17 protein-coding genes are annotated in these 25088 nt (G+C 61.2%); 6 read left to right on the top strand and 11 right to left on the bottom strand.

Annotated elements, in window-relative coordinates; genetic code table 11:
- Window positions 1-39 precede the first annotated feature (39 nt).
- The 6 genes from KHO30_RS38125 to KHO30_RS38100 all read right to left on the bottom strand — a co-directional run bounded on the left by KHO30_RS38125 (window position 40) and on the right by KHO30_RS38100 (window position 14074).
- Entirely contained in the window at window positions 40-702 is a 663-nt protein-coding gene (locus tag KHO30_RS38125) for an energy transducer TonB (protein WP_200653232.1), read from the bottom strand.
- A gap of 1022 nt (window positions 703-1724) precedes the next feature.
- Window positions 1725-7610, bottom strand: a complete 5886-nt coding sequence (gene uvrA, locus KHO30_RS38120; protein WP_211703996.1) for an excinuclease ABC subunit UvrA — start codon at window positions 7608-7610, stop codon at window positions 1725-1727.
- Between the two features lie 365 nt (window positions 7611-7975).
- Complete coding sequence (gene cuyB, locus KHO30_RS38115; RefSeq protein WP_211703995.1) at window positions 7976-9487, bottom strand: cysteate racemase; 1512 nt, start codon at window positions 9485-9487, stop codon at window positions 7976-7978.
- A 222-nt stretch (window positions 9488-9709) separates the two neighbouring features.
- Window positions 9710-11023: an MFS transporter gene (locus KHO30_RS38110; protein WP_211703994.1), complete on the bottom strand. Its 1314-nt coding sequence runs from the start codon at window positions 11021-11023 to the stop codon at window positions 9710-9712.
- Between the two features lie 76 nt (window positions 11024-11099).
- On the bottom strand, window positions 11100-12311 hold the full coding sequence (locus KHO30_RS38105) for a CaiB/BaiF CoA transferase family protein (protein WP_211703993.1): 1212 nt from the start codon (window positions 12309-12311) through the stop codon (window positions 11100-11102).
- A complete protein-coding gene (locus tag KHO30_RS38100) occupies window positions 12308-14074 on the bottom strand; it encodes an acyl-CoA dehydrogenase family protein (RefSeq protein ID WP_211703992.1) in 1767 nt (588 codons plus the stop codon). The genes KHO30_RS38105 and KHO30_RS38100 overlap by 4 nt, the downstream gene beginning before the upstream one ends.
- A 109-nt stretch (window positions 14075-14183) precedes the next feature.
- Between KHO30_RS38100 and KHO30_RS38095 the strand changes: the two genes are divergently transcribed.
- Window positions 14184-15062: a LysR family transcriptional regulator gene (locus KHO30_RS38095; RefSeq protein ID WP_200622659.1), complete on the top strand. Its 879-nt coding sequence runs from the start codon at window positions 14184-14186 to the stop codon at window positions 15060-15062.
- An 839-nt stretch (window positions 15063-15901) separates the two neighbouring features.
- Here the strand turns inward: KHO30_RS38095 and KHO30_RS38090 are convergent.
- Window positions 15902-16207 carry a single-stranded DNA-binding protein gene (locus tag KHO30_RS38090; RefSeq protein ID WP_054043526.1) on the bottom strand — a complete coding sequence of 102 codons (306 nt, stop codon included), beginning with the start codon at window positions 16205-16207 and terminating at the stop codon, window positions 15902-15904.
- A gap of 150 nt (window positions 16208-16357) precedes the next feature.
- A complete protein-coding gene (locus KHO30_RS38085) occupies window positions 16358-17266 on the bottom strand; it encodes a LysR family transcriptional regulator (RefSeq protein ID WP_211703991.1) in 909 nt (302 codons plus the stop codon).
- Window positions 17267-17418: 152 nt separating this feature from the next.
- On the opposite strand from KHO30_RS38085, the gene KHO30_RS38080 reads away from it, so the two are divergent.
- The 3 genes from KHO30_RS38080 (at window position 17419) to KHO30_RS38070 (ending at window position 19787) form a co-directional block, all read left to right on the top strand.
- Complete coding sequence (locus KHO30_RS38080; RefSeq protein ID WP_211703990.1) at window positions 17419-18162, top strand: SDR family oxidoreductase; 744 nt, start codon at window positions 17419-17421, stop codon at window positions 18160-18162.
- Window positions 18163-18241: 79 nt separating this feature from the next.
- The gene (locus tag KHO30_RS38075) at window positions 18242-19138 is read left to right on the top strand and encodes an SDR family oxidoreductase (protein WP_211703989.1); all 897 of its coding nucleotides are present in this window, start codon (window positions 18242-18244) and stop codon (window positions 19136-19138) included.
- Window positions 19139-19340: 202 nt separating this feature from the next.
- Window positions 19341-19787: a cyclic nucleotide-binding domain-containing protein gene (locus tag KHO30_RS38070; protein ID WP_244864238.1), complete on the top strand. Its 447-nt coding sequence runs from the start codon at window positions 19341-19343 to the stop codon at window positions 19785-19787.
- 51 nt (window positions 19788-19838) lie between these two features.
- On the opposite strand, the gene KHO30_RS38065 is transcribed toward KHO30_RS38070, so the two are convergent.
- The 3 genes from KHO30_RS38065 to KHO30_RS38055 form a co-directional block, all read right to left on the bottom strand.
- Window positions 19839-20864 carry an aldo/keto reductase gene (locus KHO30_RS38065; protein ID WP_054043530.1) on the bottom strand — a complete coding sequence of 342 codons (1026 nt, stop codon included), beginning with the start codon at window positions 20862-20864 and terminating at the stop codon, window positions 19839-19841.
- A 39-nt stretch (window positions 20865-20903) separates the two neighbouring features.
- Window positions 20904-22634, bottom strand: coding sequence for a tetratricopeptide repeat protein (locus KHO30_RS38060; protein ID WP_211703987.1), 1731 nt, complete (start codon window positions 22632-22634; stop codon window positions 20904-20906).
- 331 nt (window positions 22635-22965) lie between these two features.
- Entirely contained in the window at window positions 22966-23514 is a 549-nt protein-coding gene (locus KHO30_RS38055; RefSeq protein WP_093647807.1) for a DUF4142 domain-containing protein, read from the bottom strand.
- A 402-nt stretch (window positions 23515-23916) separates the two neighbouring features.
- On the opposite strand from KHO30_RS38055, the gene KHO30_RS38050 reads away from it, so the two are divergent.
- Complete coding sequence (locus tag KHO30_RS38050) at window positions 23917-24897, top strand: chemotaxis protein (protein WP_093647809.1); 981 nt, start codon at window positions 23917-23919, stop codon at window positions 24895-24897.
- A partial coding sequence (locus KHO30_RS38045) for a hypothetical protein (protein ID WP_211703986.1) occupies window positions 24894-25088 on the top strand: 195 nt, incomplete at its 3' end. The genes KHO30_RS38050 and KHO30_RS38045, both read left to right, overlap by 4 nt.

The following is a 25088-nucleotide window of genomic DNA, read 5'->3' as shown; positions in this document are numbered from 1 at the left end:
GACTGATAAATCGCTACCGGTACCGAACAGCCGTGGGTTTCAGTTCAGGTTAAACGAGAACGGAACTTGCACACGGACAGCCTGGCCTTGGGAAACGCACGTGAACTGCTTGACCGCGTTGAAGGCTGCGCGGTCCAGTGAGGAATCGTCCGCCGACTTGGCAACACGCTCATTCGTAATATGGCCTTGCGGGTCGACTACAAATTCAATCAACACATCACCCGTCACGTTGTTCTCCTGCGCTTCCTTCGGGTAGCGAATCGACGAACGAACCTGATCCGAGTTCGGACACACAACCCCTACTTCAGCGCTCACGGGCTTGCTCGGCGCAGGCGGCGCCGGCGGTGCAGGCGCGACAGCGGGTGCCGATACGACCGGTGCGGCCTGGTGCGTGATGGTCGGCTGGGGCGGTGCTTGCACCTGCACTTCCGGCGGCGGCACGAACGGCGGCGGCGGCGGTGCGAATTTCGGCGGCGGCAATTGCACGGTAGGCAAAGGCGGTGGCGGAGGCGGTTTCACCGGCTCGATGATCTTGGTTTCGATTGGATGCTGGATGACCTGCACGACCTTGGTGGCAAGGCCATTGATGAGTGCATAGATCAGCACGATGTGCAGGAGCAGAACAACTGCGATACCGCCGAAGCGGCGTACTGGGTTTTGCTGCTTGCGCCCAAACTCACGCGGGCGTCCTGGCCTCTCCATACGGGCCGTTGCTGCCGGAAATTGCCCTTCGACTTTCGTACCCACCTTTACTCCTCCGGCGTGAACCGTCCATTTCTGTAACTGCAGTGCGCTTACATACGGCAAACAACGTTCACTTCAGACAATCGCATCCATTGCCCAGGTCTTTGATTTGTAGTCCAAAATTTATGCTGTGAGGCCCAACCCTGCTGCAATGGCACGGGCATGGCTGTGAGACGCCGCGACGGTATTTCAGAGCAATCGAACGATCATCTAAGTAGAAGTACTAATAGATTAATTTCGACTCGCTCATTTCCGTCTGGCATGAATATGCTGAAGACAATTTGATCGAAGCGCGCTGCAGCTCCTGAACTTTTTGCGCGTTTGTCACCTGCATTTCATGGGAGGCAACAATAGCAGGACAAAAAATGCGGGGTCAAACTTTTTTTGATGGGAGCATACTAAGTTTAGAGAGAACACTCTAACTAATGCCGTATTCGCGTCGCTTTAAAAGAATAAGCGTGCGTCGGACAGATGCAAGCGAGTCATGCGCGGCTCGCTAATTGGGATGAAGCCGCTATTACAGGCTTCCGTGACACGCCATGAACTGCTGACGGGCCGCTGGTGATACGTAGCGCAAAGGCCTGCTGGGTGGGCGTTGCGCGAGGATTGCGCGGCAACCTCGACGAATCCCGAACAGGTCATCCAACGTACGTTTCAAGCGCCGACCAGAGGCCTGCGTTAAGGCCGGGAAGATAGCAGAAGAAAAACACCGTTTCCAAATTTTTTTTAGCGGTATTTACGACACTCTAAATACACATTTCAATTACGCCATTTATACAATTACAAAATCATTCCAAAAATTACATATCGCCGACGATAACGATAATGCCCGACTCGGGCATACCGGGCGTATCGACAATACGCGTTCATGGGCCGCCAGTGGCGAGTTGGTTTACGCCTGAGCCGCCATGTATGTGCGGCTCTCCAGACCTGACGAACAAACCGGAGCGGCGCTAAGCCGATTGCGCCGCTCCGCTGCCTTAACCGTTGGTTCCCTCGCTCACGACGACTGCGGTATCGTTCCGCGTACGCGCGAGCACGGGACGCAAGGCCGCACCGGTGTGACTTGCGGCAACACGGGACAATCCTTCGGGATCCGTAGCAGCGACAATCGTGCCGCCACCCACACCACCTTCCGGACCAAGATCAATGATCCAATCCGCCTCGGCAATCACGTCGAGATCGTGTTCGATGACGACGACGCTATGACCGCCATCCGCGAGACGATGTAGCACGCGAATCAGCTTCGCGACGTCGGCCATATGCAAGCCGACAGTCGGTTCGTCCAGCACGTACAGCGTGTGCGGTGGCTTCTGACCACGACGCGTGATGTCGTCACGCACCTTGCTTAGCTCGGTGACGAGCTTGATACGCTGCGCTTCGCCGCCCGACAATGTTGGGGACGGTTGGCCGAGCGTCAAATAACCGAGCCCGACATCCTTCATCAATTGCAATGGATGCGCGATATTCGAAATCGGCGCAAAGAACTCGACGGCTTCGTCGATTTCCATGGTCAGCACGTCGCCGATATTCTTGCCGCGCCACGTCACTGCCAGCGTCTCGGGGTTGAAGCGCTGCCCGTGACAGACGTCGCACGGAACCTTCACGTCGGGCAGAAAACTCATGCCGATGGTGCGCACGCCCTGCCCTTCACAAGCGGGGCAACGTCCTTCGCCGGTGTTGAACGAGAAACGCGATGCCGTATAGCCACGCGCGCGCGCTTCGAGCGTGCCGGCGAACAGCTTGCGGATCGCATCCCACACGCCGATGTAGGTCGCCGGACACGAGCGCGGTGTTTTGCCGATCGGTGTCTGATCGACTTCGAGCACACGGTCGATGGTTTCCCAGCCGGTGATCGCATCGCACCCTTGCCATGCATGCGTGACGTTCAGCGGCGCACGCGGCGCCGTGCGCGCCAACACGCTCGAACGCCGGTTCGCCGCCGGCTGGGTCTCGGCCACCGCACGCGCACGCCGTGTGGCCGGCGACGACAGCACCGAGCGCCCCACCGCATCCAGCAGATTGGCCATCAGCACATCGCGCGCGAGCGTCGATTTGCCCGAACCGCTCACGCCCGTCACCGCTACCAACCGTGAAAGCGGAATGCCGACGGTGACGTTCTGCAAGTTGTGCAGCTTGCCGCCGTGCACCGTCAGCCAATTCTCCGGCACCGCGGCGATGCGCTTGGTCGGCGCGACCACCTCGCGGCGCGGCTGCAGCGGATGCACGATCGGATTGGCGAGGAACTGTCCGGTCAGCGAATCGGGTTGCGCCGACAGATCGGCCACGCTGCCCTGTGCGACCAGCGTGCCGCCGCGCTTGCCCGCGCCCGGCCCGATATCGATGATGTGATCTGCACGCCGAATCGTGTCCTCGTCATGCTCGACGACCACCAGTGTATTGCCCTTCTCGCCCAGCTTGCGCAAGGCGTTGAGCAGAATCTGGTTGTCGCGCGGATGCAGGCCGATGGTCGGTTCGTCGAGCACGTAGCACACGCCTTGCAGGTTGCTGCCCAGTTGCGCGGCGAGCCGGATGCGCTGCGCTTCGCCGCCCGACAGGCTCGGTGCCGCGCGATCGAGACTCAGATAACCGAGCCCAACTTCTTCCAGAAACTGCAGGCGGCTGCCGATTTCGCTGACCACGTCGCGCGCGATTTCCGCGTCCCGACCGCTCATCTCCAGCGTGTCGATCCACGCACGCGTATCGGACACCGTCCATTGCGCGACGTCGACGATGGCCTGCTCGCCGAACGTGACTGCGCGCGCAGTTGGGTTCAGACGCGTGCCGGCGCAATCCGCACAGGGCTCGTCGACGAGACCTTCCGGTTCCTGCTCCTCAGAAGGCAAGCTCTGCTCGCGGCCGCGGTTGTCGTCGACGATCACCGTGTCGTCGTACGCCGCGCGTTGTTCACGCGTCAGCGCGAGGCCCGTGCCGACGCATGTCGTGCACCAACCATGCTTACTGTTGTACGAGAACATGCGCGGATCAAGCTCGGGATAGCTCGTGCCGCATACCGGACAGGCGCGCTTGGTGGACAGTACCTTCACCGTGCCAAGTTTCGCCGTGGGACGGCCGCCTCTGATCGCGTCGTGCAAACCGTCGAGCGGCGCCAGCAGATGCATGACGCCCTTACCGATTTCCAGCGTCCGATCGAGCGCCTGGCGCAGTTCCACTTCCTTATCCGGCGATACGACGAGGTCGGTCACCGGCAACTCGATGGTGTGCTCGCGGAAGCGATCCAGCTTCGGCCACGGGTCCACCGGCACGAACTCACCGTCCACACGCAGATGCGTATTGCCGCGCGCTTTCGCCCACTTGGCGAGATCGGTATAGACGCCCTTGCGGTTCACGACCAGCGGTGCGAGGAAACCAACGTGCTGCCCTTTATGATCGCGCAGCAATTGCGCCGCAATCGATTCGACGCTTTGCGACGTGACCGGCGTGCCGTCGTGGATGCAATGCTGCAGACCGAGCTTCACATACAGCAGGCGCAGGAAGTGCCACACTTCGGACGTAGTCGCCACCGTACTCTTACGGCCGCCACGCGACAAACGCTGCTCGATCGCGACGGTGGGCGGAATGCCATACACCGCGTCGACCTCGGGCCGGCCGGCAGGCTGCACGATGGACCGTGCGTACGCGTTGAGCGATTCGAGGTACCGGCGCTGCCCTTCGTGGAACAGAATGTCGAAGGCAAGCGTGGACTTGCCCGACCCGGAGACACCGGTAATCACGTTGAATTTGCCGTGCGGAATATCCACATCCAGCGATTTCAGGTTGTGCTCGCGCGCATTGACGATGCGCACCACGTCCTCGCCTTCAATCGCCCGCCGCGCACGCGCCGCGCTCAACGCCTTTTGCAGCGGCACACCCTGCGATTCCGGTTCGGCCGCCGCGTTCATGGCGCGGTCGTATTGCAGCAATGCCTCGCCGGTATGCGATTCCAGACAAAGCTTGACGTCTTCCGGCGTGCCCGCGCACAGCACCCTGCCGCCGCCGTCGCCGCCTTCGGGACCGAGATCGATCAACCAGTCGGCCGCACGGATCACGTCGAGATTGTGTTCGATCACGATCAGCGAATGGCCGCTCGTCAACAGCTTGCCGAACGCCTGCATCAGTTTGGCGATGTCGTCGAAATGCAGGCCGGTGGTCGGCTCGTCGAACATGAACAGGCGTTTAGCGACCGGCTGCTTCGCGCTGCGCGCGGTGCGCGCCTGCGCCGATTCCGCGAGGAAGCCGGCGAGCTTGAGCCGCTGCGCTTCACCACCGGATAGCGTGGGCACCGGCTGGCCAAGCTTGACGTATTCGAGACCCACGTCGACGATTGGCTGCAGCACACGCAATACTTCGGCATCCTTGGCGAAGTAGGCGGTGGCTTCGCTCACCGTCAGCTCCAGAACGTCGGCAATGCTCAACGCACGCGCCGGCTCACCGCGCTCGATTTTGACTTCGAGCAGCTCCGCGCGATAGCGGCGCCCATCGCAATCCGGGCAGCGCAGGTAAACGTCGCTCAGGAACTGCATTTCGATGTGCTCGAAGCCCGAGCCGCCGCAGGTCGGGCAGCGCCCGTCGCCGGAGTTAAAGCTGAACATGCCCGGACCGTAACCGCGTTGCTGCGCGAGCGGCGCCTTGGCGAAGAGCTTGCGGATTTCGTCGAAAGCACCCACGTAGCTGGCCGGATTCGAGCGCGCGGTCTTGCCGATCGGCGACTGGTCGACAAATACGACGTCGGTGACCTGGTCGGCGCCGCTAAGGCTCTTGAATGAGCCCGGCGATTCGGTGGCGAGACCGAAGTGACGTGCCATAGCCGGATACAAAACATCCTGCAGCAAGGTGGACTTGCCGGAGCCCGACACACCTGTCACGCAGACAAGCCGCTGCAGCGGAATCTCGACCGTGACGTCGCGCAGATTGTGTTCGGTTGCGCCTTCGAGCACGATGCGCGGCGTGCTGTCATCCACCGGACGTTGCGACCAGTGCGCCGCATCCGCCACATGGCGGCGACCACCCAGGTACTCACCAGTCAGCGTGCCGGACGAACGGATCGCCTCAGGCGCGCCGTCGTAAATGATCGAGCCGCCGCGTTCGCCTGGCCCCGGACCCATGTCGATCAGACGATCTGCCGCGAGCATCACCGAGGGATCGTGTTCGACCACCACCAGCGTATTGCCCGCATCGCGCAGCCGATGCATCGCCTCGACGATCCGGTTCAGATCGCGCGGATGCAGGCCGATGCTCGGCTCGTCGAGCACGAACAGGGTTTTGGTCAACGATGTGCCGAGCGCCGTGGTCAGGTTGATCCGCTGCACCTCGCCGCCCGACAGCGTGCGGCTTTGCCGGTCGAGCGTCAGATAGCCGAGGCCGACGTCGCACAGGTATTTGAGGCGCGTGCGCACTTCGGCGAGCAACAGCTTGAGTGCGTCGTCGAGCAAGGCGCTAGGCAGGCTGATTTCGTCGAAGAAACGCCGGATGCGCTCGATCGGCATCAGCATCAGATCGTGCACGGTCAGACCCGGCAAGGCTTCGAGTTGCGCACGCTTCCACTCGACCCCACGCGGCATGAAGCGTTTCTCGGGCGCCAGCACCTCGTCCGCGTTCTGCTTGCTGCCTAGACGCCACAACAGCGATTCCGTTTTCAGACGCGCGCCGCCACAGGTTTCGCACGGCGTATAGCTGCGGTACTTCGACAGCAACACACGGATGTGCATCTTGTACGCCTTCGATTCGAGATACTCGAAGAAGCGTTTGACGCCGTACCAATGGCTTTGCCACTTCCCGTTCCAGTCTGGCGAACCGTTGATGACCCAGTCGCGTTCGGCGTCCGTCAACTCGCCCCAAGGTGTGCCGCGGCGGATATCGGCTTTCGCCGCGTAGCGCATCAGATCGTCCTGGCATTCTTTCCAGGCGGGCGTTTGCATGGGCTTGATCGCGCCGTCGCGCAGCGTCTTGCGCGCGTCGGGAATCACCAGACCGAGGTCGACGCCGATCACGCGGCCGAAACCGCGGCAGACTTCGCACGCACCGTACGCCGAGTTGAACGAGAACAGTGCCGGTTGCGGATCCGCATAGCGCAGGTCGCTCTCCGGGCTGTGCAGGCCAGTGGAGAAGCGCCAGATTTGCGGCTCGGCCTCTTTGGCTTCCGGCGCCTCTGGCGCTGCAGGCAGCACGTAAATATTGACGCGGCCGCCACCGCGCTTGAGTGATGCCTCGATCGCTTCGACCACCCGTTGCTTGTCGACCGAGCTCAAACGGAAGCGGTCGGCCACCACGTCGAGCAGCTTGCGCTTGCCAGTGGGCGAGTCGACTTCGCGCTGCGCCTGCACACGCGTGTAGCCGCTCGCGGAGAGCCATTGCTCCACTTCCTGCTCGGACGCCGTTTCCGGCAACTCGACCGGGAACGTGACGACCAGCCGCGAATCATTCGCCGCAGTGCGCTCGAGCAGTTCGGCGTAGATCGTTTCTGGCGTGTCGTGGCGCACCTGCTGCGCGGTCTTGCGATCGAACAGTTCGGCCGCTCGCGCGTAGAGCAGCTTCAGGTGATCGTTGAGCTCCGTCATGGTGCCGACGGTGGAGCGCGAACTGCGCACCGGGTTGGTCTGGTCGATCGCGATGGCGGGCGGCACGCCATCGACCCGATCGACCTGCGGCCGATCCATGCGATCAAGAAACTGCCGGGCGTAGGCGCTGAAGGTTTCGACGTAGCGCCGCTGCCCTTCCGCGTACAACGTGTCGAACACGAGGCTCGATTTGCCGGAACCGGACGGCCCGGTGACGACCGTCATTTCGCCGGTTCGCACGTCGAGATCGACGTTTTTCAGGTTGTGCTGGCGCGCGCCGCGAATGCGGATAATTCCGTTAGATGCCAATTTTTCCGACCGTCTGAATGAGTGGACCACCTCTCACGGACGCCTCGCGACCGCGCAAGTTCGGGATACCCGGCTGACGGAACGACACGCCAAAGGCCGGGTTATAGGGGGATACTATACTGTATATTTATACAGTTTTCCATGACACGGCATGGCTGCAAGCTCGCAGCGCCTCGGGTCTGGAAAGGCGACGCCGAGGGCGCCCCGATCAGCCGACCAGCAAGCGATGTGCCGTTTCAGAGGAAACCATGCAGCCGTCAGGAAATGGCGGCGGAGGTGGGAAATACAAGGTTTTCCGGCGCAGCGCGGCGCGGGGGCGCGCGCGCCAGCCGGAACTAGCCGAAACCGGCCGGATCGGACCGGCCCTAGCCGAAGACACTTTCCACGTTAAACCGGCCCATCACCGGCGCCGCCGGTTCCGCAGCGGCCTGCGCCACTCCGCTTCCGCCCAGCGCGTAAGCCACGCAGCGTTTTGCCAGCACCTCGGTCGGATCGACAAGCCGCACCACCGACCCGTCCGGCCGCGTCAGCGTCGAACCGCGCAGCAGCAGCGGCAACTCGGTGCAGCCCAGCACGATGACCTGCACGCCTTGCGCGACCAGATCAACCACCGCAGCGGCGAGGTCGTCACAGCACTCACCCGACGTGTAGCCCGCCTTGGCGCCACTCGGCCCATAAACCGCGTTCATGAGCCGGGCCTGGGCGGCCGCGGCCGGTGCGATCTGCACGAAGCCGCATGCTTCGAGCGCCCTCTCGTAGACCCGGCTCGCCAGCGTGCCCGACGTAGCCAGCACGCCGACTTCGCGCAGGCTCGGGAAAGCCTCACGCAGATAATCGGCGGTACAGGTCAGCATATTGACGATCGGAATGGTCAATGCCGGCTGAATCCCTTCCACGAACGCATGCGCCGTATTGCACGGAATGGCGATGAGATCGGCGCCGCCCTCTTCGAGCGTCTTGCAGGCAGCGTAGAGCGCGAGTGTCGGATCGTCGCCGTTGCCGAGCAGCGCTTCAGTGCGATCCGGAATCTGCGGATTCTGCTCGACCATAACCTTGATGTGGTCCTGATCGCAGGCGGCCGGCGTGTTGCGCACCAGTTTCGCCATGAAATCGACAGTCGCCGCCGGGCCGACACCACCCAACACGCCCACCTTGAAACGCCGCTCCGGCTGCGCATAGTGCGCCGCTGCAACGTAGCGCGCGTAGACGAGATTGGTATCGATAAACGGCACTTCCAGCGTGCCGAGTGCGCGCGCCACCAACGGAATTTCGGCGAGTCCGGGAACGATGATCTCCGCACCTTGCGCAATGAGGTCGGCGCATGCGGCGCGCAACAACTCGACTGGTCGGCCGTACAGATGCCCGCATTTGATGCCCTCGTCGCCATACACGGCACTCGTTACGCAATCGACGCCCGCTTCATCACGCGGATGCAGCACGTCGAATCGCGCACTGTCGAAATAACGTTCGAAAAGGCCGTGGCGGCGGATCGTGCCGGAAGTCAGCACACCGATCCGGCGAACCGACGGAAAAGCCTGCCGTACATGCGCCAAGAGCGCGGCCATGATGTTGGCGATCGGCGGCGCCACGTTCGCCGAGAGTTCGTCGATGAAGGTGTGACTGAGGAAGCACGGCAGGACGATCGCGTCGACACCGCGTTTCTCGAAGGCGCGAATCGTGTCGAACACGTGGATTTTGAATGACGCGCTCGCGGCGCCTGGCGTTGCCGGTCCTTGCCACGAGTGCTCCTCGAGGACGAAGTCAAACGGCTTGGCCGCACCGGGCCGGCGCCAGGCCGCGGTCATCCTGCTCAATACGTCGACGCTTGCGAGCGGCGACGCGCCCGTCACCACACCCAGCGAACGATGACGATACATGATGGCTTTCCCCTGTCGTTTTTTCAGTTCGCCTTGATATTAGGATGCTTTCGGGGATTCAGGATGTTGTTAATCACGAAATAGCGGGTTTATGCCTGGGTGAGTCCTTACTGAAGGTTTTCCTGCGGTGACGCCTGTCCGCGTTTTGTAATGGATCGATTGGCGTTGCCCTAATTCGGGGGCATACGGACAAACAGGCGTCACACGGCGACGCACCTTAACCTAGGCGACTTCGACAACACCTCGCGCCGCGCCGCGCTTACGGCGCTCCAAGGTGCCGATGCAAATCAGCGAAACCCCTGCGAGGCAGCTATAAAACACGGCCAACGGCCACCATGCGCCCGGATATCGATGCGCGAGCAACGTCCCGATCAACGGCGTCAAGCCACCGGCCAATGCGGCGCACACCTGATAGGACAAAGAGATAGCCGAATACCGGACTCTCACCGGGAATGCAGTCGACATAAAACCGGCCATCACCGCATAAGAACTCGACATGCACATCACCGCCAGCGCGATGCCGAACACAATCGCCACCGGCTGCCCGGTCGATACCAGCGCGAACATCGGATAAGGCGAAAGCATCGCCAACGCCGCTGCGCCCTTTAAAAACCTGCCGGTACCTATCCGTTGCGCAAACCATCCGGAACCCAGTTGCGTGAACAACTGAATGAAAGCCACCACAAACAGGCAATCGAGAATCAGCGAACGATCGAGTCCAAGCGTCTGCGTCGTGTAATTCAGCATGAACGTATTGACGAACCAGGCACCGGCCACGCCGATCACATTCGCACCGAGACACAACAACACCGTGCGCCATGCGTCGCGCACAACCTCGGCGACCGGCAACGTCGCCACGCGCCGTTGCGCTTTCAACGCCTTGAATTCGGGCGATTCATCGACTCCCGCGCGGATCAGCAAACCCACCACCAGCAACACCGCGCTGGCGAGAAACGGCAGACGCCAGCCCCAACTGAGAAACGCTTCCTTATCCATCGACGCCACCGCGCGAAACGCGAGCAGCGACAGGATCAGCCCCGCCGGACTGCCGAGCTGCGCAAACGAGGCGAAGAAAGTGCGCCTGCCCTGTGGCGCGTGTTCGCTTGCCATCAGTACCGCGCCGCCCCACTCGCCGCCGATCGCGATGCCCTGCGCGACGCGCAGTAGCACCAGCAACACAGGCGCCCAGACGCCGGCGCTCGCATACGTCGGCAGGAAACCGATACCGACTGTGCCGACACCCATGATCGCCAGCGTCGCGACGAGCGCCTTCTTGCGGCCAATGCGATCGCCCAGGTGGCCGAACACGAGGCCACCGAACGGTCGCGCGAAAAAGCCCACCGCGAACGTGCCAAACGAAGCCAGCGTAGCGAAGAAAGGGTCGCTGCCGGGAAAGAACAGCTTGCCGAAAATCAGCGCGGATGCGGTGGCGTAGATATAAAAGTCGTACCACTCGATTGTGGTGCCTACAAATGCCGCTGCTGCGGCACGGTTGGGTTGCCGGCCTGCGGCGAGGTCGTCTGGCTCGCGATTCATGTGTTTCGTCTCCAAGGTCGTTCTTCTGGATAGCGCGGCTTCTGCGTGCCGTCACCGGAAAACTGCTTGCTTGCGGTCAGGCTTTGAGTACGCCCGCTTCGAGCAAACGCTGCTGGGTTGCAGCATCGATGCCGAGTGCGTCGAGTACATCGCGTGTGTCGCCGCCGAGCGTCGGCGGCGCACTGCGATAGGTGGCCGGCGTGCGCGACAATTTGATCGGCGACGCCGTGCCGCGATACTCGCCCATCTCGATCACCATGCCGCGATGTAGTGTGTGCGGATGGCGCGCGACGACGTCGACGGTTTGCACCGGCCCGCACGGCACGCCTGCATTGATCAATGCCTGAGCGAGCGGCTCGCAGTCGTGCGATGCGAGCAAATCTTCGAGCGCGGCCTTTAGCGGCTCGCGATGCGCGCAGCGGTTGCGGTTATCCACGTAGCGGGGATCGTCCGCAAGTTCCGGCGCGCCAAGATGCGCACACAGCCGCGCGAACTGCCGGTCATTCCCGACGGCGAGAAAGATTGGCGCGGTCGCGGTCCGATAGCTGTCGTACGGCGTGATGTTCGGATGGGCATTGCCGCTGCGCTCGGGCGTGCGGCCCGAGCCGAAATAGTTCGGCAAATGCGGATGCAGGAGCGACACGCCGCAGTCGTATAGCGCGATATCGATCGATTGGCCATGCCCGCTTTTCGTGCGCTCGGCGAGCGCCAGCAGAATGCCGGCCAGCGCGTTCAAACCCGTCACCATATCCACGACCGGCAAGCCGACGCGCGTCGCCGGTCCGTCGCGCTCGCCGTTCACACTCATCAGGCCGGTCATCGCCTGAATCGCGGCGTCGTAGCCGGGCAAGCCGCCTAGCGGGCCGTCGGGACCGAAGCCCGATACCGCGCAATGAATCAGCTTCGGGAAGCGCTCGCGCAAATCGCGCTCGTAATCCATGCCCCAGCGCGCGAGCGTGCCGGGCTTGAAGTTTTCGACCAGCACGTCGGCGTCTTCGAGGAGTTTCCACAAAATGTCGCGGCCCTCGTTGCACGACAGATCGACCGCGATGCCCTGCTTGTTACGGTTCACGCCCGCGAAATACCACGCAGTGTCACCGTAAAACGGCGGCCCCCAGCCGCGCGTTTCATCTCCGCCAGGGGGCTCCAGTTTGATGACCTGAGCACCGTGATCGGCCAGCGCTTGCGTGCAGTACGGGCCGCCGAGCACGCGGCTGAGGTCGATGACTTTGATGCCTTGCAATGCGCCCGGCGTTGCTTGCGTACCGTTGTTCACATGTTCGGTCATTGTTCGCTCCCTGCCGGCAGCAGTTGCAATGTCTGGTCGAGCGTCACGCTACGGGCATTGACCAGTGCGTTGATGACGTCGTTTTCATCGGAAGGCGTCTGCACGTCGAGCGGATCGAACGGCAGCAGCTTGTGCCGCAACACCAGATGACTCAGCGCGAGACGCCTGAAATCCGGCGCGAGACGCACACCTTCGCAGGCCATGAGCACAGCCGTACTCGCGTGATACAGGGCCGTGCCCGCCTGCCGGACCGATTCATCGCGTCCGCACTCGGCGACGCTCGCAAGGGCATCGCAAGCGCGCGTCAAAGTAGAACGCAGCACCTTGAGACTCGCAGCGGGCAGTCCTGCAGCACCGAGCATATCCTGCAGATATGTGCGCAGCGGTTCGAGCGCACCATCCCGTTTCGCTGCACGCGCGACATCGAGCGCGACAATGTTGCTAGTGCCTTCCCAGATCGAACCGAGATGCGCGTCGCGCACGAGACGCGCGTCGCTCCACTCTTCGATATAGCCGGTGCCACCGCGCACTTCCATCGCGTCGCCGGTCACACGGCGAGCATCGCGGCACGCGCGAAATTTGATCAACGGCGTAAGGATGCGCACGCATTTCGCCGCCTGCCGATCGCCGGCGTCGGCCTTTTCCAGCAACAAAGCGATTTGCATGAACATCGAACGAGCCTGTTCCGCGGGCAGCATCATCTTGAGCAACTGCCGCTGCATTAGCGGCATATCGATCAGCTTGCGGCCGAACGCTTCGCGATTGCGTGCGATGTGCAGCGCCTCGGTCAGCGCGCGGCGCATCAAACCCGCTGCACGCACGCCGTTCGACAGACGCGACATGTTGATCATGTCGGCCATCTGGTGAAAGCCGCGCCCCACTTCGCCGATCAGATACGCCACGGCGCCTTCCAGCACGATCTCGCCGCTCGCCATCGAGCGGCTGCCGAGCTTGTCCTTCAGACGCACGATCCGATAGCTGTTGCGCGAGCCGTCCGGCAAAGTCTTCGGCAACAGGAACAGCCCAAGGCCGTTGATACCGGCAGGTGCGTTGTCCACGTGCGCGAGCACCATCGCGAGATCGGCGTCGGCGTTCGAGCAGAACCATTTGTCGCCGTAGAGGCGCCAGGCTTCTTCACCGTTCGCGCCGGTTTCGAGCGCGGCACGCGTCGCGATACGGGCAACGTCCGAGCCCGCCGCCTGTTCGGTCATGAACATCGCGCCCTGAAACAACGTGTCGAAATCACGTGAAGCCAGCATCGGCAGAAATCGCGCGACCAGTTCGGGCGCGCCGAATTTGCGAAGCGTACGCGTGAGCGAATCGGTCATGCTGACGGGACAGCACAGCCCGAATTCCGCCTGCACGAACAGGAAGGTCAGTGCGTATTTGACCAGCGGCGGCGCTGCCTTTTTGCCATCGCGGGTGTCATGGCTCATCGACGCGAGCCCCAACTCCGCGTAGGCCACGCGTTCGAGCGCGACGTAATCGGGATGCTTGTCGATGCTTTGCAGCGCTTCGCCGCGCCGCGTGCGATGCCGCAATTGCGGCGGGTTCTTGTCGGCGGACAACGCCCACACGTCGAGTTCGTCGGACGCCCGCTGGCCTAGCGAAACGAGTTGGCTTTCGAGTTCCTGATATAGCGCGTCACCGAGATGCAGTTTGAGCAGACGGGCGAAGTCGGGGTCGCTGCTGAAGAGGTTGACGCCCCGGCTGTCGGGAATATTGGACGAGCCGTGTGCCGGCTGCGCGGTGATTTCGCTCATGCTTGTCTCCTTTGTGGAAGGAGCATAGAAGCGGCTTCGATAAACGTCTAATACAACTTATATCCGGTACGATAGATACAGCTTATCGATCACAGAACCGGAGACTGCCGTGGACCTGAAGCAATTGCGCTATTTCGTGGCGGTCGCCGAGGAATTGCATTTCGGCCGCGCGGCGAAGCGGCTGTTCATTTCGCAGCCGGCGCTCAGTTTCGACATCCGCAAGTTCGAGGAACAGTTAGGGGTGCAACTGCTCGCGCGCACCAACAAGACGGTCGCGCTGACGAACGCGGGGCAGGTGCTGCTTGGCGAGGCGCGCCGCTTGCTGCTGCAGGCGGGCGAAGCCGAACGCATCACGGTCCGATCTGCGCACGGGCTAGCTGGCCGCTTGCGGATCGGCTTTGTGAACTCGATGTTGTATCGCGGGATGCCGCACGCGGTGAGCCGCTTCGAGGCTGACTATCCGGGCGTCGAAATCGTGCTGAAGGAGATGAACACCAGCGAACAGGTGCATGCGATCCAGCGGATGCAGATCGACATGGGCTGCGCGCATTGGGGGAATTTTCCGTCGGATGTGCTTTCGACGCCGATTTTTTCGGAGCCGTTTTTGTGTTGCTTACCGATTGATCATCCGCTGGCGCGAAAGCGCAAGGTCGATCTGCGGGCGTTGGCGCAGGAGCCGTTTATTCTGTTTCCGCGCACGGTGTCGCCGCATTATCACGATCTGATTATTGCGCAGTGCGTGGGGGCTGGGTTTAGTCCGTTGATTCGCCACGAGGCGCGGTTGTGGCAGACCGTTGTGACGATGGTCGGGTTTGGGATGGGGGTGGCGTTGGTGCCTTTTACCTTACGGCAGGTGCAGGATCCGAGGGTTTGCTTTTTGCCCTTGCAGGGGGAGACGCTGCTGTCGCAGGTTTTGCTTTTGCGGAGAGGGGGCGATTCGGAGCCTGTCGCGGAGCGGTTTGTTGAGTATCTTAAAGATGGGAAGTGAGGTTTTTTTGTTGCCTTCGCGGCGCTTTTGTCAGTGTTCTTAGGGCTTTGGGCTTTCCTTGTTCTGGCTTTCGTGCCTTTCCTTGAATTGTTAGTGGTCTATTAGTGTTGCCCCTGTGCGGGGCGGCACTTACTTTCTTTGCCGCCGCAAAGAAAGATAAGCAAAGAAAGCGGCTAGAAGCCCCTGCTAAGCGGGCACCGTGGTCTGCTACGGGTAGTGGTGCGACTGGAATCCGTGTTCTCTCGCATTCGGCGTTAGTGACAAAGGAGTCATCAGCTCCCACTCCGCACTGCGTGCGTCGCGGACGGGTCTGCAGGGGAAACCACCGGCTTCGGTTGAGTTTGTGGCGGCCGTCGGCTTCGCCTCGGCGACGCGCTTCTGCACTCCCTAGGGAACCCCACTTCAAATGATATGGCGGCGTGCCGCAATTATGGTCACGGCGCCGGTGCCGTTGCCGTTCCAATCACAATGGCGATGGCGATGGCGGGGCAATGATGAAGCCGCTGTCTGATGGCGAGACGCGAGCGCCAAAACGCAGCGATTGGTTTTATGAACTGCTCTTCGGCGCGCGCAGCGCCGCCGGAAGTATGACGCCCTTGTCACAGGCACGTGCAGCGGCACGAACACAGATTCCAGTCGCACCACTACCCTGCGTAGACCACGGTGCCCACTTAGCAGGGGCTTCTAGCCGCTTTCTTTGCTTATCTTTCTTTGCGGCGGCAAAGAAAGTAAGTGCCGCCCCGCACAGGGGCAACGCTAATAGACCACTAACAATTCAAGGAAAGGCCAAAGCCCTCAGAACACGGCCAAATGCCGCCGCAAAAGGCAAAAACCAACCATTACCCTTCCCGCAAATACCCCACAAGCACCTTATGCGCAACCATATCCACAGCAGGCTTAATCAACCCATTCTTGTCGGTCCAAACCTTCGGCGTCAACGCACCACTCAACGCGACGCTATCCGCGTCACCAAGAGCGAGCAGCGCAGTCTGCACCTCATCATCAAACGCAATCACGTTAACGAAAATCGTATCGCCATCATTGGTGGTCGCCCGGACCTTGCAGGTCACAAAGCGCTTACCATTCTGCCCCGTGCGGATCTGCGCCTCGCCGTATAGGCGCCCGCCCACCAGTCCATCGATCATCGTCCTGCTCCTGTTATTCCGTACCGTGCAAAAAGCAATATCGCCCAGCACTGCACGTATGATCCCACGATACGCAGCGCGGCTTACGCAAAAGCACGGACTGCTCGCGCCATATGCCAATCGCCGCGCGCCTGCGCTGAACTCACACGCTTACCGTGAACCCGTCTGCGCGCCCGCCGCCTCGAAAATATCCCGCAACCATTGCGCAAACACCCGCACCCGCGACGACAACTGGCGATTCTGCGGATACAGCACCGAAACCGGCATCGGCGGCGGCGGGAATTCCGCGAGAATGATCTTCAGCCGCCCTGACGCGAGTTCACTCATCACGCGGTATTGCGGCACTTGCACGATGCCAAGCCCGGCCACCGCCGAACCTGTGTAGAGATCGGCACCCGTCACCGATACCGTCGACGGCAAATACGTGGCCGTATCGCGCCCGTCAATTCTGAATTCGAGCGGCACCGGCTTGCCCGTCGCGCTGGATAGATAATTCACCGCGCGATGCGTGGACAAAGCCGACGGATCGGCCGGCTCGCCGTACGCTTCCAGATAAGCCGGACTCGCCACCGTCACTTGCGGCAGTTGCGCCACGCGCCGCCCCACCATCGACGAATCCTGCAGATTGCCCGCCCGCAACACGCAATCGATCCCCTCCCGCACCAGGTCGACCAGCCGGTCGTCCTCGCCGATCGTCAGTTCGATGTCGGGAAATCGCTCGAGAAACGCCGGCAGCGCCGGCACGACAAAGTGCCGGGCCAGCGTGCCCTGCAAATTCACACGCAACAGGCCCTTCGGCGCGATGTTGGAAAACGAACCCTCCGCCTCCTCCATATCGGCGATCAGCCGCACGCAGCGGCGGTAATACGCCTCGCCGTCGTGCGTGAGGCGGACGGAGCGCGTGGTGCGCTCGAGAAGCCGCGCGCCGAGCCGCTGCTCCATGCGCTTCATCAGGTTGGTGACGGTGGCGCGCGGAATCTGCAAATCATCCGAAGCACGCGTGAAGCTTTGCCGCTCGGCGATCCGGATGAACACCCGCATTTCCTCGAAACGATCCATGGTTGATGCCTTTGCCGGACTGGAGATCCGGCTGCTCGTCGGCCAATTATTAAAGCAAATGGAATGATGATGGCAAGTCTAACCCGATTATCTCAGCGACGAAAGCGACCATGATTCACCTCACCAACCCACCAGACAGAAGGAAACGAATCATGAACACGATCAAAAACGCTCAAGTCGCCATCGTTACTGGCGCATCCCGCGGCATCGGCGCAGCAGTTGCGCAACGCCTCGCCAAGGACGGCTTTGCAGTTGCCGTGAACTACGCATCGAGCTCGACGGAAGCCGATGCGCTGGTCGCGGAACTCACAGCGGCAGGCACCAAAGCCATCGCCGTGAAGGCCGACGTTGCGAACGCCGACGACGTGCGTCGCATGTTCGAAATCACCGAACAACAACTCGGCAAAGTGGACGTGCTGGTCAACAACGCCGGCGTGCTGAAGACGCTGCCGCTCGCCGACACCAGCGACGCGCTGTACGACCAGACTTTCGACATCAACGTGCGCGGCACCTTCAACACGCTGCGCGAAGCGGCCGCACGGATGAACAACGGCGGACGCATCGTCAACTTCTCGAGCACGACGCTGGCGCTGAACATGCCGGGCTACGCGATCTACAACGGCACCAAGGCCGCCGTCGAAGCCTTCACGCATGTGTTCGCCAAGGAATTGCGCGGCCGCGACATCACCGTCAACGCGGTGGCGCCGGGCCCGATCGCGACCTCGCTGTTCCTCGACGGCAAGACCGAAGAACAGATCCAGACCTTCGCCAAAATGCCGCCGCTGCAACGCCTCGGCCAGCCGGACGACATCGCCTCGGTCGTGTCTTTCCTCGTCGGTCCGGATGCAGGTTGGGTCAATGGCCAGATCCTGCGCGCCAACGGCGGCGTGGCTTAACCGAGCTTGAAAACACGCAAAGAGCCTCTCTCACGGCACCTTTAAAAGTCATATCACTTTCACGACTCGGAGCAGAAAAATGCAGAAGAACGTCATTTTGGTTACGGGCGCGGGTACGGGCATCGGCAAGCTCACCGCGCAATCCCTGGCCGAAGCCGGCCATATCGTCTACGCGACGATGCGCGATATCGAAGGACGCAACAAGCCGCGCGCCGGTGAAATTCGAGTGCTCGCCCAGGCGAAGGACATCCAGTTGCATCCGCTCGAACTCGATGTGTTGTCGCAAGAATCCGCCGATGCCGCCGCCGCGACGATCATTCGCGAGCAAGGACGGCTCGACGTGGTGATGCAGAACGCGGGCCATCTGGTGGTCGGTCCGACCGAAGCGTTCACACCCGAAGAAATGGTGAAGGTGTTCGACACCAACCTGTTCGGCGCGCAGCGTGTGAACCGTGCAGTGCTGCCGTATCTGCGCCAGCAGGAAGCGGGCTTGATGTTGTGGATCAGCAGCACGACGACCAAGGGCGGTTTCCCTCCCTTCCTCGGACCCTACGGCGCCGCAAAGGCAGCGATGGATTCTTTGGCAGTCACCCTCGCCTACGAAATCGCGCGCTTCGGTATCGAGACCTCGATCGTGGTGCCGGGCGCGTTCACTCGCGGCACCGCACACTTTCCGAGCGCCGGCAAACCTGCCGATGCAGAGCGCGCCGCCGCGTATGCACGCTATGACGGCGTGATGGATCAGATCGGCGAGCGCCTGTCCGAACTCACACCGGACGACGCCGATCCGCAAGCCGTAGCCGATGAAATCGTGCGGATCGTCGCGTTGCCTTCGGGCGAGCGGCCGATGCGCTCGGTGATCGACTTCGTCGGCGACGGCGCGCGTGAAGTGCTCGAAGTCTCAGAGCGCGTGCGCATCGAGTTCGCCAAACGCATCGGTATGGGCGATCTGCTTGAAGCGAAGATCAAGCGGTAATCAGCGCATGACCGTGAGGGACGCCGAGGGTGATTGATAAACCTTTGCGTCCCACCGTTCCTTTTCCGCTTTGAACACACCGCTCATGAAACCCTCAATCCTGCTCGCCTGCGCCGTGCTGCTGCCATTTCTGATCGCCGCTTGCGATGCGCGACAACAAGCTCAGTCGCCGGACGCATCCGTCACCACGCGGAGTACAGCCATGAAACCCTCAGTGACTTATCTTCATCTGTTGAAGCACACGCCCTTCTTTACGAGCCTCACAACCGAACAATTGCGTTCGGTGATCGGCCATTCGCATGAATGGGAAGCGCAGCCCGGTACCGTGGTCGCGCAATGCGACGGCAGCGCGCACGACGGCGCTGCGAACGATCAAGGCATGTGGATTCTTCTGGACGGCGGCTGGCGTATCGAATATGGTCAACAGTCGTATCCGGCCGGTCATGCGAGTGCGGGCAAATGGTTTAGCGCGACTGTGACCGATCGGCCATGCAGCCTTGTCACGACCGAACACAGCTATGTGATGAAAATCGAACGCGCCGATTTTGACGTGATGCTCAAACAAGGTTTCGCGTTCGATCAACATCTCGATGCAGGGCGCCGCTATTACAGCGAACTGTTCGCCGCTCCGGCCGAACTCGTCAAATAGCAGTCGAGCCGGAGCGTGTGATTACGCTGTGCAAACGCCGAGGAAGCGCGCTTAAACCGCCTTCGGATTGCGCTCCGTAAATCCTTCCTGGTGCCAGTACGGATACGCGGGACGTACAGCGCTCGCAGCGTCGAGTTTCGCCACCTGTTCGGGCGTCAGATTCCAACCCACCGCGCCGAGGTTCTGCCGCAACTGCTCTTCGTTGCGCGCACCGATCAGCACCGTCGATACAGTCGGCCGCTGCAGTAGCCAGTTCAGCGCGATTTGCGGCACGGTCTTGCCGGTTTCGGCCGCAACCTCGTCGATTGCATCGAGCACGCGAAACAGGTACTCATCCGGCACCGGCGGCCCCATGTCAGAGGTTTTATGCAGCCGGCTCGTTTCCGGCAACGGCTGGCCGCGCTTGATCTTGCCGGTGAGACGTCCCCAGCCGAGCGGACTCCACACCACCGCACCCACACCCTGATCGACGCCGAGCGGCATCAATTCCCACTCGTAATCGCGGCCGATCAGCGAGTAGTAAGTCTGATTCGCGACATAGCGCGGATAGCCGTAACGATCCGCGGTGTCCTGCGATTTCATCAGATGCCAGCCGGAGAAATTCGACACGCCGGTGTAGCGGATCTTGCCGGCGCGCACGAGATCGTCGAGCGTCGACATGACTTCGGCGACAGGCGTCTTCGCGTCGAAACCGTGTAACTGGAACAGGTCGATGTAGTCGGTTTGCAGACGCTTGAGCGCTGCGTCCACCGCCTGAATCAGATGAAAGCGCGACGAGCCGACATTGTTCGGACCGTCGTCGAAACGGAAAGTCGCTTTGGTCGAAATAATCGCTTTGTCGCGCTTGCCCTTGAGCGCTTCGCCGAGCACCGACTCGGAAGCGCCGCTCGAATAAATGTCGGCGCTGTCGAACATCGTAACGCCCGCATCGAAACAGATGTCGATCAGACGACGCGCTTCGGCGACGTCCGTGGCGCCCCACGCCTGGAAAAACTCACCCTTGCCGCCGAATGTGCCCGTACCGAAACTCAGTACCGGCACCTTTAAACCAGATGCACCCAAATGCCTGTATTCCATTGACGATTCTCCGTGTCGTAGCCATCGATAAACGGACGTTTAGTCTACGCGCGTCTCGGCAAACGTGCCGGCGAGCGCGGCCAGTGCATCACGCGCGTTTCGAATCACGCTGTCCCAATCGCCCAATGCCGGCTGCCGGAACAATTTCGCTTGCGCATACCAGGGCGTATCTGAGCGCTCCAGCATCCAGCGCCAGCAAGTGTCGAAACGATTCAGAATCCATACCGGCTTGTCTAGCGCGCCAGCCAGATGCGCGGTGGATGTGTCTACGGATATCACCAGGTCGAGGTTTGCCACCAGCGCGGCAGTGTCGGCAAAGTCATCGAGTTCTTCGGTGTAGTCAATGACGTTAGGGTGCGAATCGCTGTGTGGTAACTGAAGCGCAGACGGCCCCTTTTGCAAACTGAAGAACTGCACGTTCGGCACATCGAGAATCGGTGCTAGCCGCTCGAACGCAATCGAACGGCGTGCGTCGTTCTTGCGGAGTTCGGCGACATGCGGCCGGTTTCCGCCGGCCCACACGAGTCCGACCTTCGGGCGACCTTCTGCTTGCTCAGCGATACGCTCGTGCCATTCACGCGTTGCTTGCGGGTCGGCGAACAGATAAGGCGTCTTTGACGGAATGCTCGCGAGATCGGTCTTGAATGCAAGCGGCAGACTCAGCAATGGGCAGTGACAATCGAACGGCGGCAGAACCTGGCCCGCTTCGATCAATTGATCCACGCCGTCGAGCGTGGACATTAGCCGCATCAACTCATCTGGCACTTCGAGCACGACTTTCGCACCGAGCTTCGACACCATCCCGGCATAGCGGCAGAACTGCAGCGTGTCGCCGAGACCCTGCTCCGCGTGAAGCAGAATTGTTTTGCCGTCGATCGAAAAATCGCCCAGCCAAAGCGGTTGCGCGAAGGTGCGCCGGCCTGCTTTGATCCGGCTACGCTCCCAACGCCATTCGTACTCTTTCCAACCCGCTTCTAGCTGCCCCAGTTGCAGCAGACACAGCGACTGGTTCCAATGCGTCTCGGCAGCGGCGGGATTGACGGCCAATGCGCGTTCATAGCTCTGCAATGCTTGCGCGTGCTCACCGAGATCGACCTGGGTCAGTCCAAGGTTGTTCCAGGCATCGGCAAACGCAGGTGCGAGTTCGAGCGCGCGCTCATAGCATTGCCGTGCGTCGTCCGCCTGATTCAGGTCGCTGAGCGCGTTGCCGCGATTGCTCCACGCGTCGGGATAAGTCGGCTGCAATGCGAGCGCGTGATCGCAGCTTGCGAGCGCATCGGCGGGACGACCCAGATCGCGCAGCACGCAGGCGCGATTGTTCCAGGCTTGCGCGAAATCCGGCGTCAAGGCGATCGCGCGATCAAAGCTGCTGAGCGCTTCGAGCGGCAAGTTCAGGCCGGCTTGCGCGTTGCCGCGATTGTTCAGTGCGTCCGGGAATTTCGATTGCAATGCGAGCGCGCGATTGGCGCTCGCAAGTGCTTCGTCGAAACGTTGCAAGGCATTGAGCGCATAGGCGAGATTCGAATGAATGGGCGCCTGTTTCGCATTGATGGCGAGCGCCTTTCTGAGGAACTCGATGCCCTCCTCCACACGGCCCGCCTGCAGCGCGAGCGAGCCCAACAATTGGAGTGCCTCGAAATGGCGTGGCTTGAGTTCGAGAATCTCACGATAGAGTTCTTCGGCCTCGGCGAATGCGCCGTTCTGCTGAAGCGCGACGGCTTGCCTAAGCATATGGTCCAACTGTTGCGGGAGATTGGCAGGCTTGCTCATGAGGTGAGCTTGGATTGAATGCGTGTGGAATCGGGAAACCGCCTTCAAGCTTCCTGAGTCGCGGCGGAAGCCATGCGGGTCAGGCTTGAAAGAACGAAGCCGATTATCGCCGAAAAGAACGCGTTTGGTCTGCTGTGTGCAAGCGGCTTCGAATGTGCGCGAGCGGGAGGGAGAACTGCTTGTTTTGGGGGGCGGGCTTTGCAGGCGTCTCTTTTAGACGTGTTTTTAAGCGGCTTTCTATGCCGCGTTGCGGCGCGCGTCACGTCGCTACGTGACGCGCGCCTTGATGCCTGGACTGTGGCTGGTGTGACTGATGTGTCCGATGTCCGGCTTACTGGGCAGTCAGATGCTTACGCTTGGCGAGATCCTGAGCCATTGCGTAGTGCTCCTGGATGGTCGGGAGTGCCTTTTTCGCCGCGTCCTTCAATTGTTCGTCGCGGCCCGATGCGATTTCCGCCTGGAAGGCCGACAGCGCTTTCTGTTCGCCGGCGAGCGCGACCTGCTCGATGTAGGTCTTGTCGAAGTCGGCGCCGCGCAGGTTATTGATGCTCGCGAGCACCGCCGGGTCCGGATCGTTCTTCGGCACGTCGACGCCACGCGGGCTAGCGGCGCGCAGCGCGTCGGATATTTTCGCGTTGTCGTTCGACACGCGCTCAGCGAATGCCTTCACGTCCCGGTCGGTTGAGCGCGAAGTGGCGATGCGTGCGGCGTCGCGTTGCGTGGCGACAGCCTTGGTGGCGTCGGTGATAAAGGTCTGGTCGGCGGCATGAATGCGAACTGCATCCGGCGCGGCCGCAGTCTGGGCACTGGCCGAGGTAGCGACAACCATAAGGCTGGCCATGCAGGCACTGGTGATGGCGGCGAGAGGCAAGCGGATCATACGTTCTCCTTGGAGTGGAAGCGAAGCGACGGAGATGCGAGTGCGCCTTGGCCATGGCACGCGATTGCACTGAACCTTGCAAGTCGCTTGCGACTGACTAACGGCGCCGCGCTCTTATCGCTGTGCATTCTAGGAGGCGCACTACCCAGCATGTGAAACCATGCTGTCGCTTCTGTAACGTTAGGTAACCTTCATACGAAATACCTGTTTTTGCTGTACAGCCACCGGCCTCTTCCTACCCTGAATAGTGGCTTGGTGTAAACCAGAAAGCAGCGGCAAACCGCCTGAATTCGCTGAACTTTCCTGCTGCTGCGCCGATAACAGAGAGGTAGGGCACGCGCCAGGGCCGAACGGACGGTATGCATGGCGCACCACTCGCACCGCAATCCCTGGAGAGATTCGATGGCAGTAGATCACCGCGCGAACGACGAACGCAGCAACCTGACGAGTTCCAATAAATTCGAGCTGTTGCTGTATCGGCTGGGTTCGGTCCCCGGCAGCGATGCGCATGAGCTTTACGGCATCAACGTTTTCAAGGTGCGTGAAATCTCGACGATGCCGCCGGTGACGCCGATTGCGGGTTCTTCGCCGTTCGTGATGGGCGCGGTGGACATTCGCGGCCAGATTATTCCCGTGATCGACTTACCGCGCCTGATGGGCTGCGAGCCGACGCGCGGTTTGAACATTTTGCTGGTGACGGAATTCGCGCGTTCGACGCAGGCTTTTGCGGTCGAGGAAGTAGACGACATCGTGCGGCTTGAATGGAACCAGGTGCTCTCCGCGGAAGGCGCGGCCGGCGGTAATCTGGTGACGAGCATTGCACGTATCGACGGCAACACGGGCGATTCGCGGCTTGCCCAGGTGATCGACGTGGAGCAGGTGTTGCGCGACGTGTTTCCGTCACAGCATCCGAGCGTCGACCCGACCTCGGTGGGTGACGCGCTTGGCATCCGCCCTGGCGCGAAGATTCTCGCCGCTGACGATTCCGGGTTTGCGCGCAAGCTGATCGAGCAGGCGTTGAGCGCGATCGGCGCGGACTACGTGATGACCAAGACTGGCGAAGAGGCGTGGAATACGTTGCAGCAGATTGCGCGTGAAGCGCAGGCTAACGGCACGCGGGTGAAGGACAGTATTGCGCTGGTGTTGACTGATCTCGAGATGCCGGAGATGGACGGGTTCATGTTGACCCGTCAGATCAAGGCTGATGAGCGGACCCGGGATATTCCGGTGATTATTCATTCTTCTTTGACGGGTGCAGCCAACGAGGCGCATGTGAAGAATGCTGGGGCGAATGGGTATGTGGCTAAGTTTGCAGCCGGTGAACTGGCTAATGCTATTCGTAATGCGTTGGGGGCGCCTGCGGCGGAAGGGGTTGTTGTTTGAAGGTTTTCGGTTTTTTTGCCTTCGCGGCGCTTGTTGTTCGTGTTCTTAGGGCTTTGGCCTTTCCTTGTTCTGGCTTTGGTGCCTTTCCTTGCATTGTTAGTGGTCTATTAGCGTTGCCCCTGTGCGGGGCGGCACTTACTTTCTTTGCCGCCGCAAAGAAAGATAAGCAAAGAAAGCGGCTAGAAGCCCCT

The organism is Paraburkholderia aspalathi (assembly GCF_905220735.1).
GTDB classification, from domain to species: Bacteria; Pseudomonadota; Gammaproteobacteria; order Burkholderiales; family Burkholderiaceae; genus Paraburkholderia; species Paraburkholderia aspalathi.
This window is presented reverse-complemented; position numbering and strand designations above follow the sequence as displayed.

Bases quoted from the DNA above. Each gene is read 5' to 3' on its own strand.
- KHO30_RS38125 (WP_200653232.1), bottom strand. From the start codon at position 702: ATGGAGAGGCCAGGACGCCCGCGTGAGTTTGGGCGCAAGCAGCAAAAC.
- cuyB (WP_211703995.1), bottom strand. From the start codon at position 9,487: ATGTATCGTCATCGTTCGCTGGGTGTGGTGACGGGCGCGTCGCCGCTC.
- KHO30_RS38110 (WP_211703994.1), bottom strand. From the start codon at position 11,023: ATGAATCGCGAGCCAGACGACCTCGCCGCAGGCCGGCAACCCAACCGT.
- KHO30_RS38105 (WP_211703993.1), bottom strand. From the start codon at position 12,311: ATGACCGAACATGTGAACAACGGTACGCAAGCAACGCCGGGCGCATTG.
- KHO30_RS38100 (WP_211703992.1), bottom strand. From the start codon at position 14,074: ATGAGCGAAATCACCGCGCAGCCGGCACACGGCTCGTCCAATATTCCC.
- KHO30_RS38090 (WP_054043526.1), bottom strand. From the start codon at position 16,207: ATGATCGATGGACTGGTGGGCGGGCGCCTATACGGCGAGGCGCAGATC.
- KHO30_RS38085 (WP_211703991.1), bottom strand. From the start codon at position 17,266: ATGGATCGTTTCGAGGAAATGCGGGTGTTCATCCGGATCGCCGAGCGG.
- KHO30_RS38080 (WP_211703990.1), top strand. From the start codon at position 17,419: ATGAACACGATCAAAAACGCTCAAGTCGCCATCGTTACTGGCGCATCC.
- KHO30_RS38075 (WP_211703989.1), top strand. From the start codon at position 18,242: ATGCAGAAGAACGTCATTTTGGTTACGGGCGCGGGTACGGGCATCGGC.
- KHO30_RS38070 (WP_244864238.1), top strand. From the start codon at position 19,341: ATGAAACCCTCAGTGACTTATCTTCATCTGTTGAAGCACACGCCCTTC.
- KHO30_RS38065 (WP_054043530.1), bottom strand. From the start codon at position 20,864: ATGGAATACAGGCATTTGGGTGCATCTGGTTTAAAGGTGCCGGTACTG.
- KHO30_RS38060 (WP_211703987.1), bottom strand. From the start codon at position 22,634: ATGAGCAAGCCTGCCAATCTCCCGCAACAGTTGGACCATATGCTTAGG.
- KHO30_RS38055 (WP_093647807.1), bottom strand. From the start codon at position 23,514: ATGATCCGCTTGCCTCTCGCCGCCATCACCAGTGCCTGCATGGCCAGC.
- KHO30_RS38050 (WP_093647809.1), top strand. From the start codon at position 23,917: ATGGCAGTAGATCACCGCGCGAACGACGAACGCAGCAACCTGACGAGT.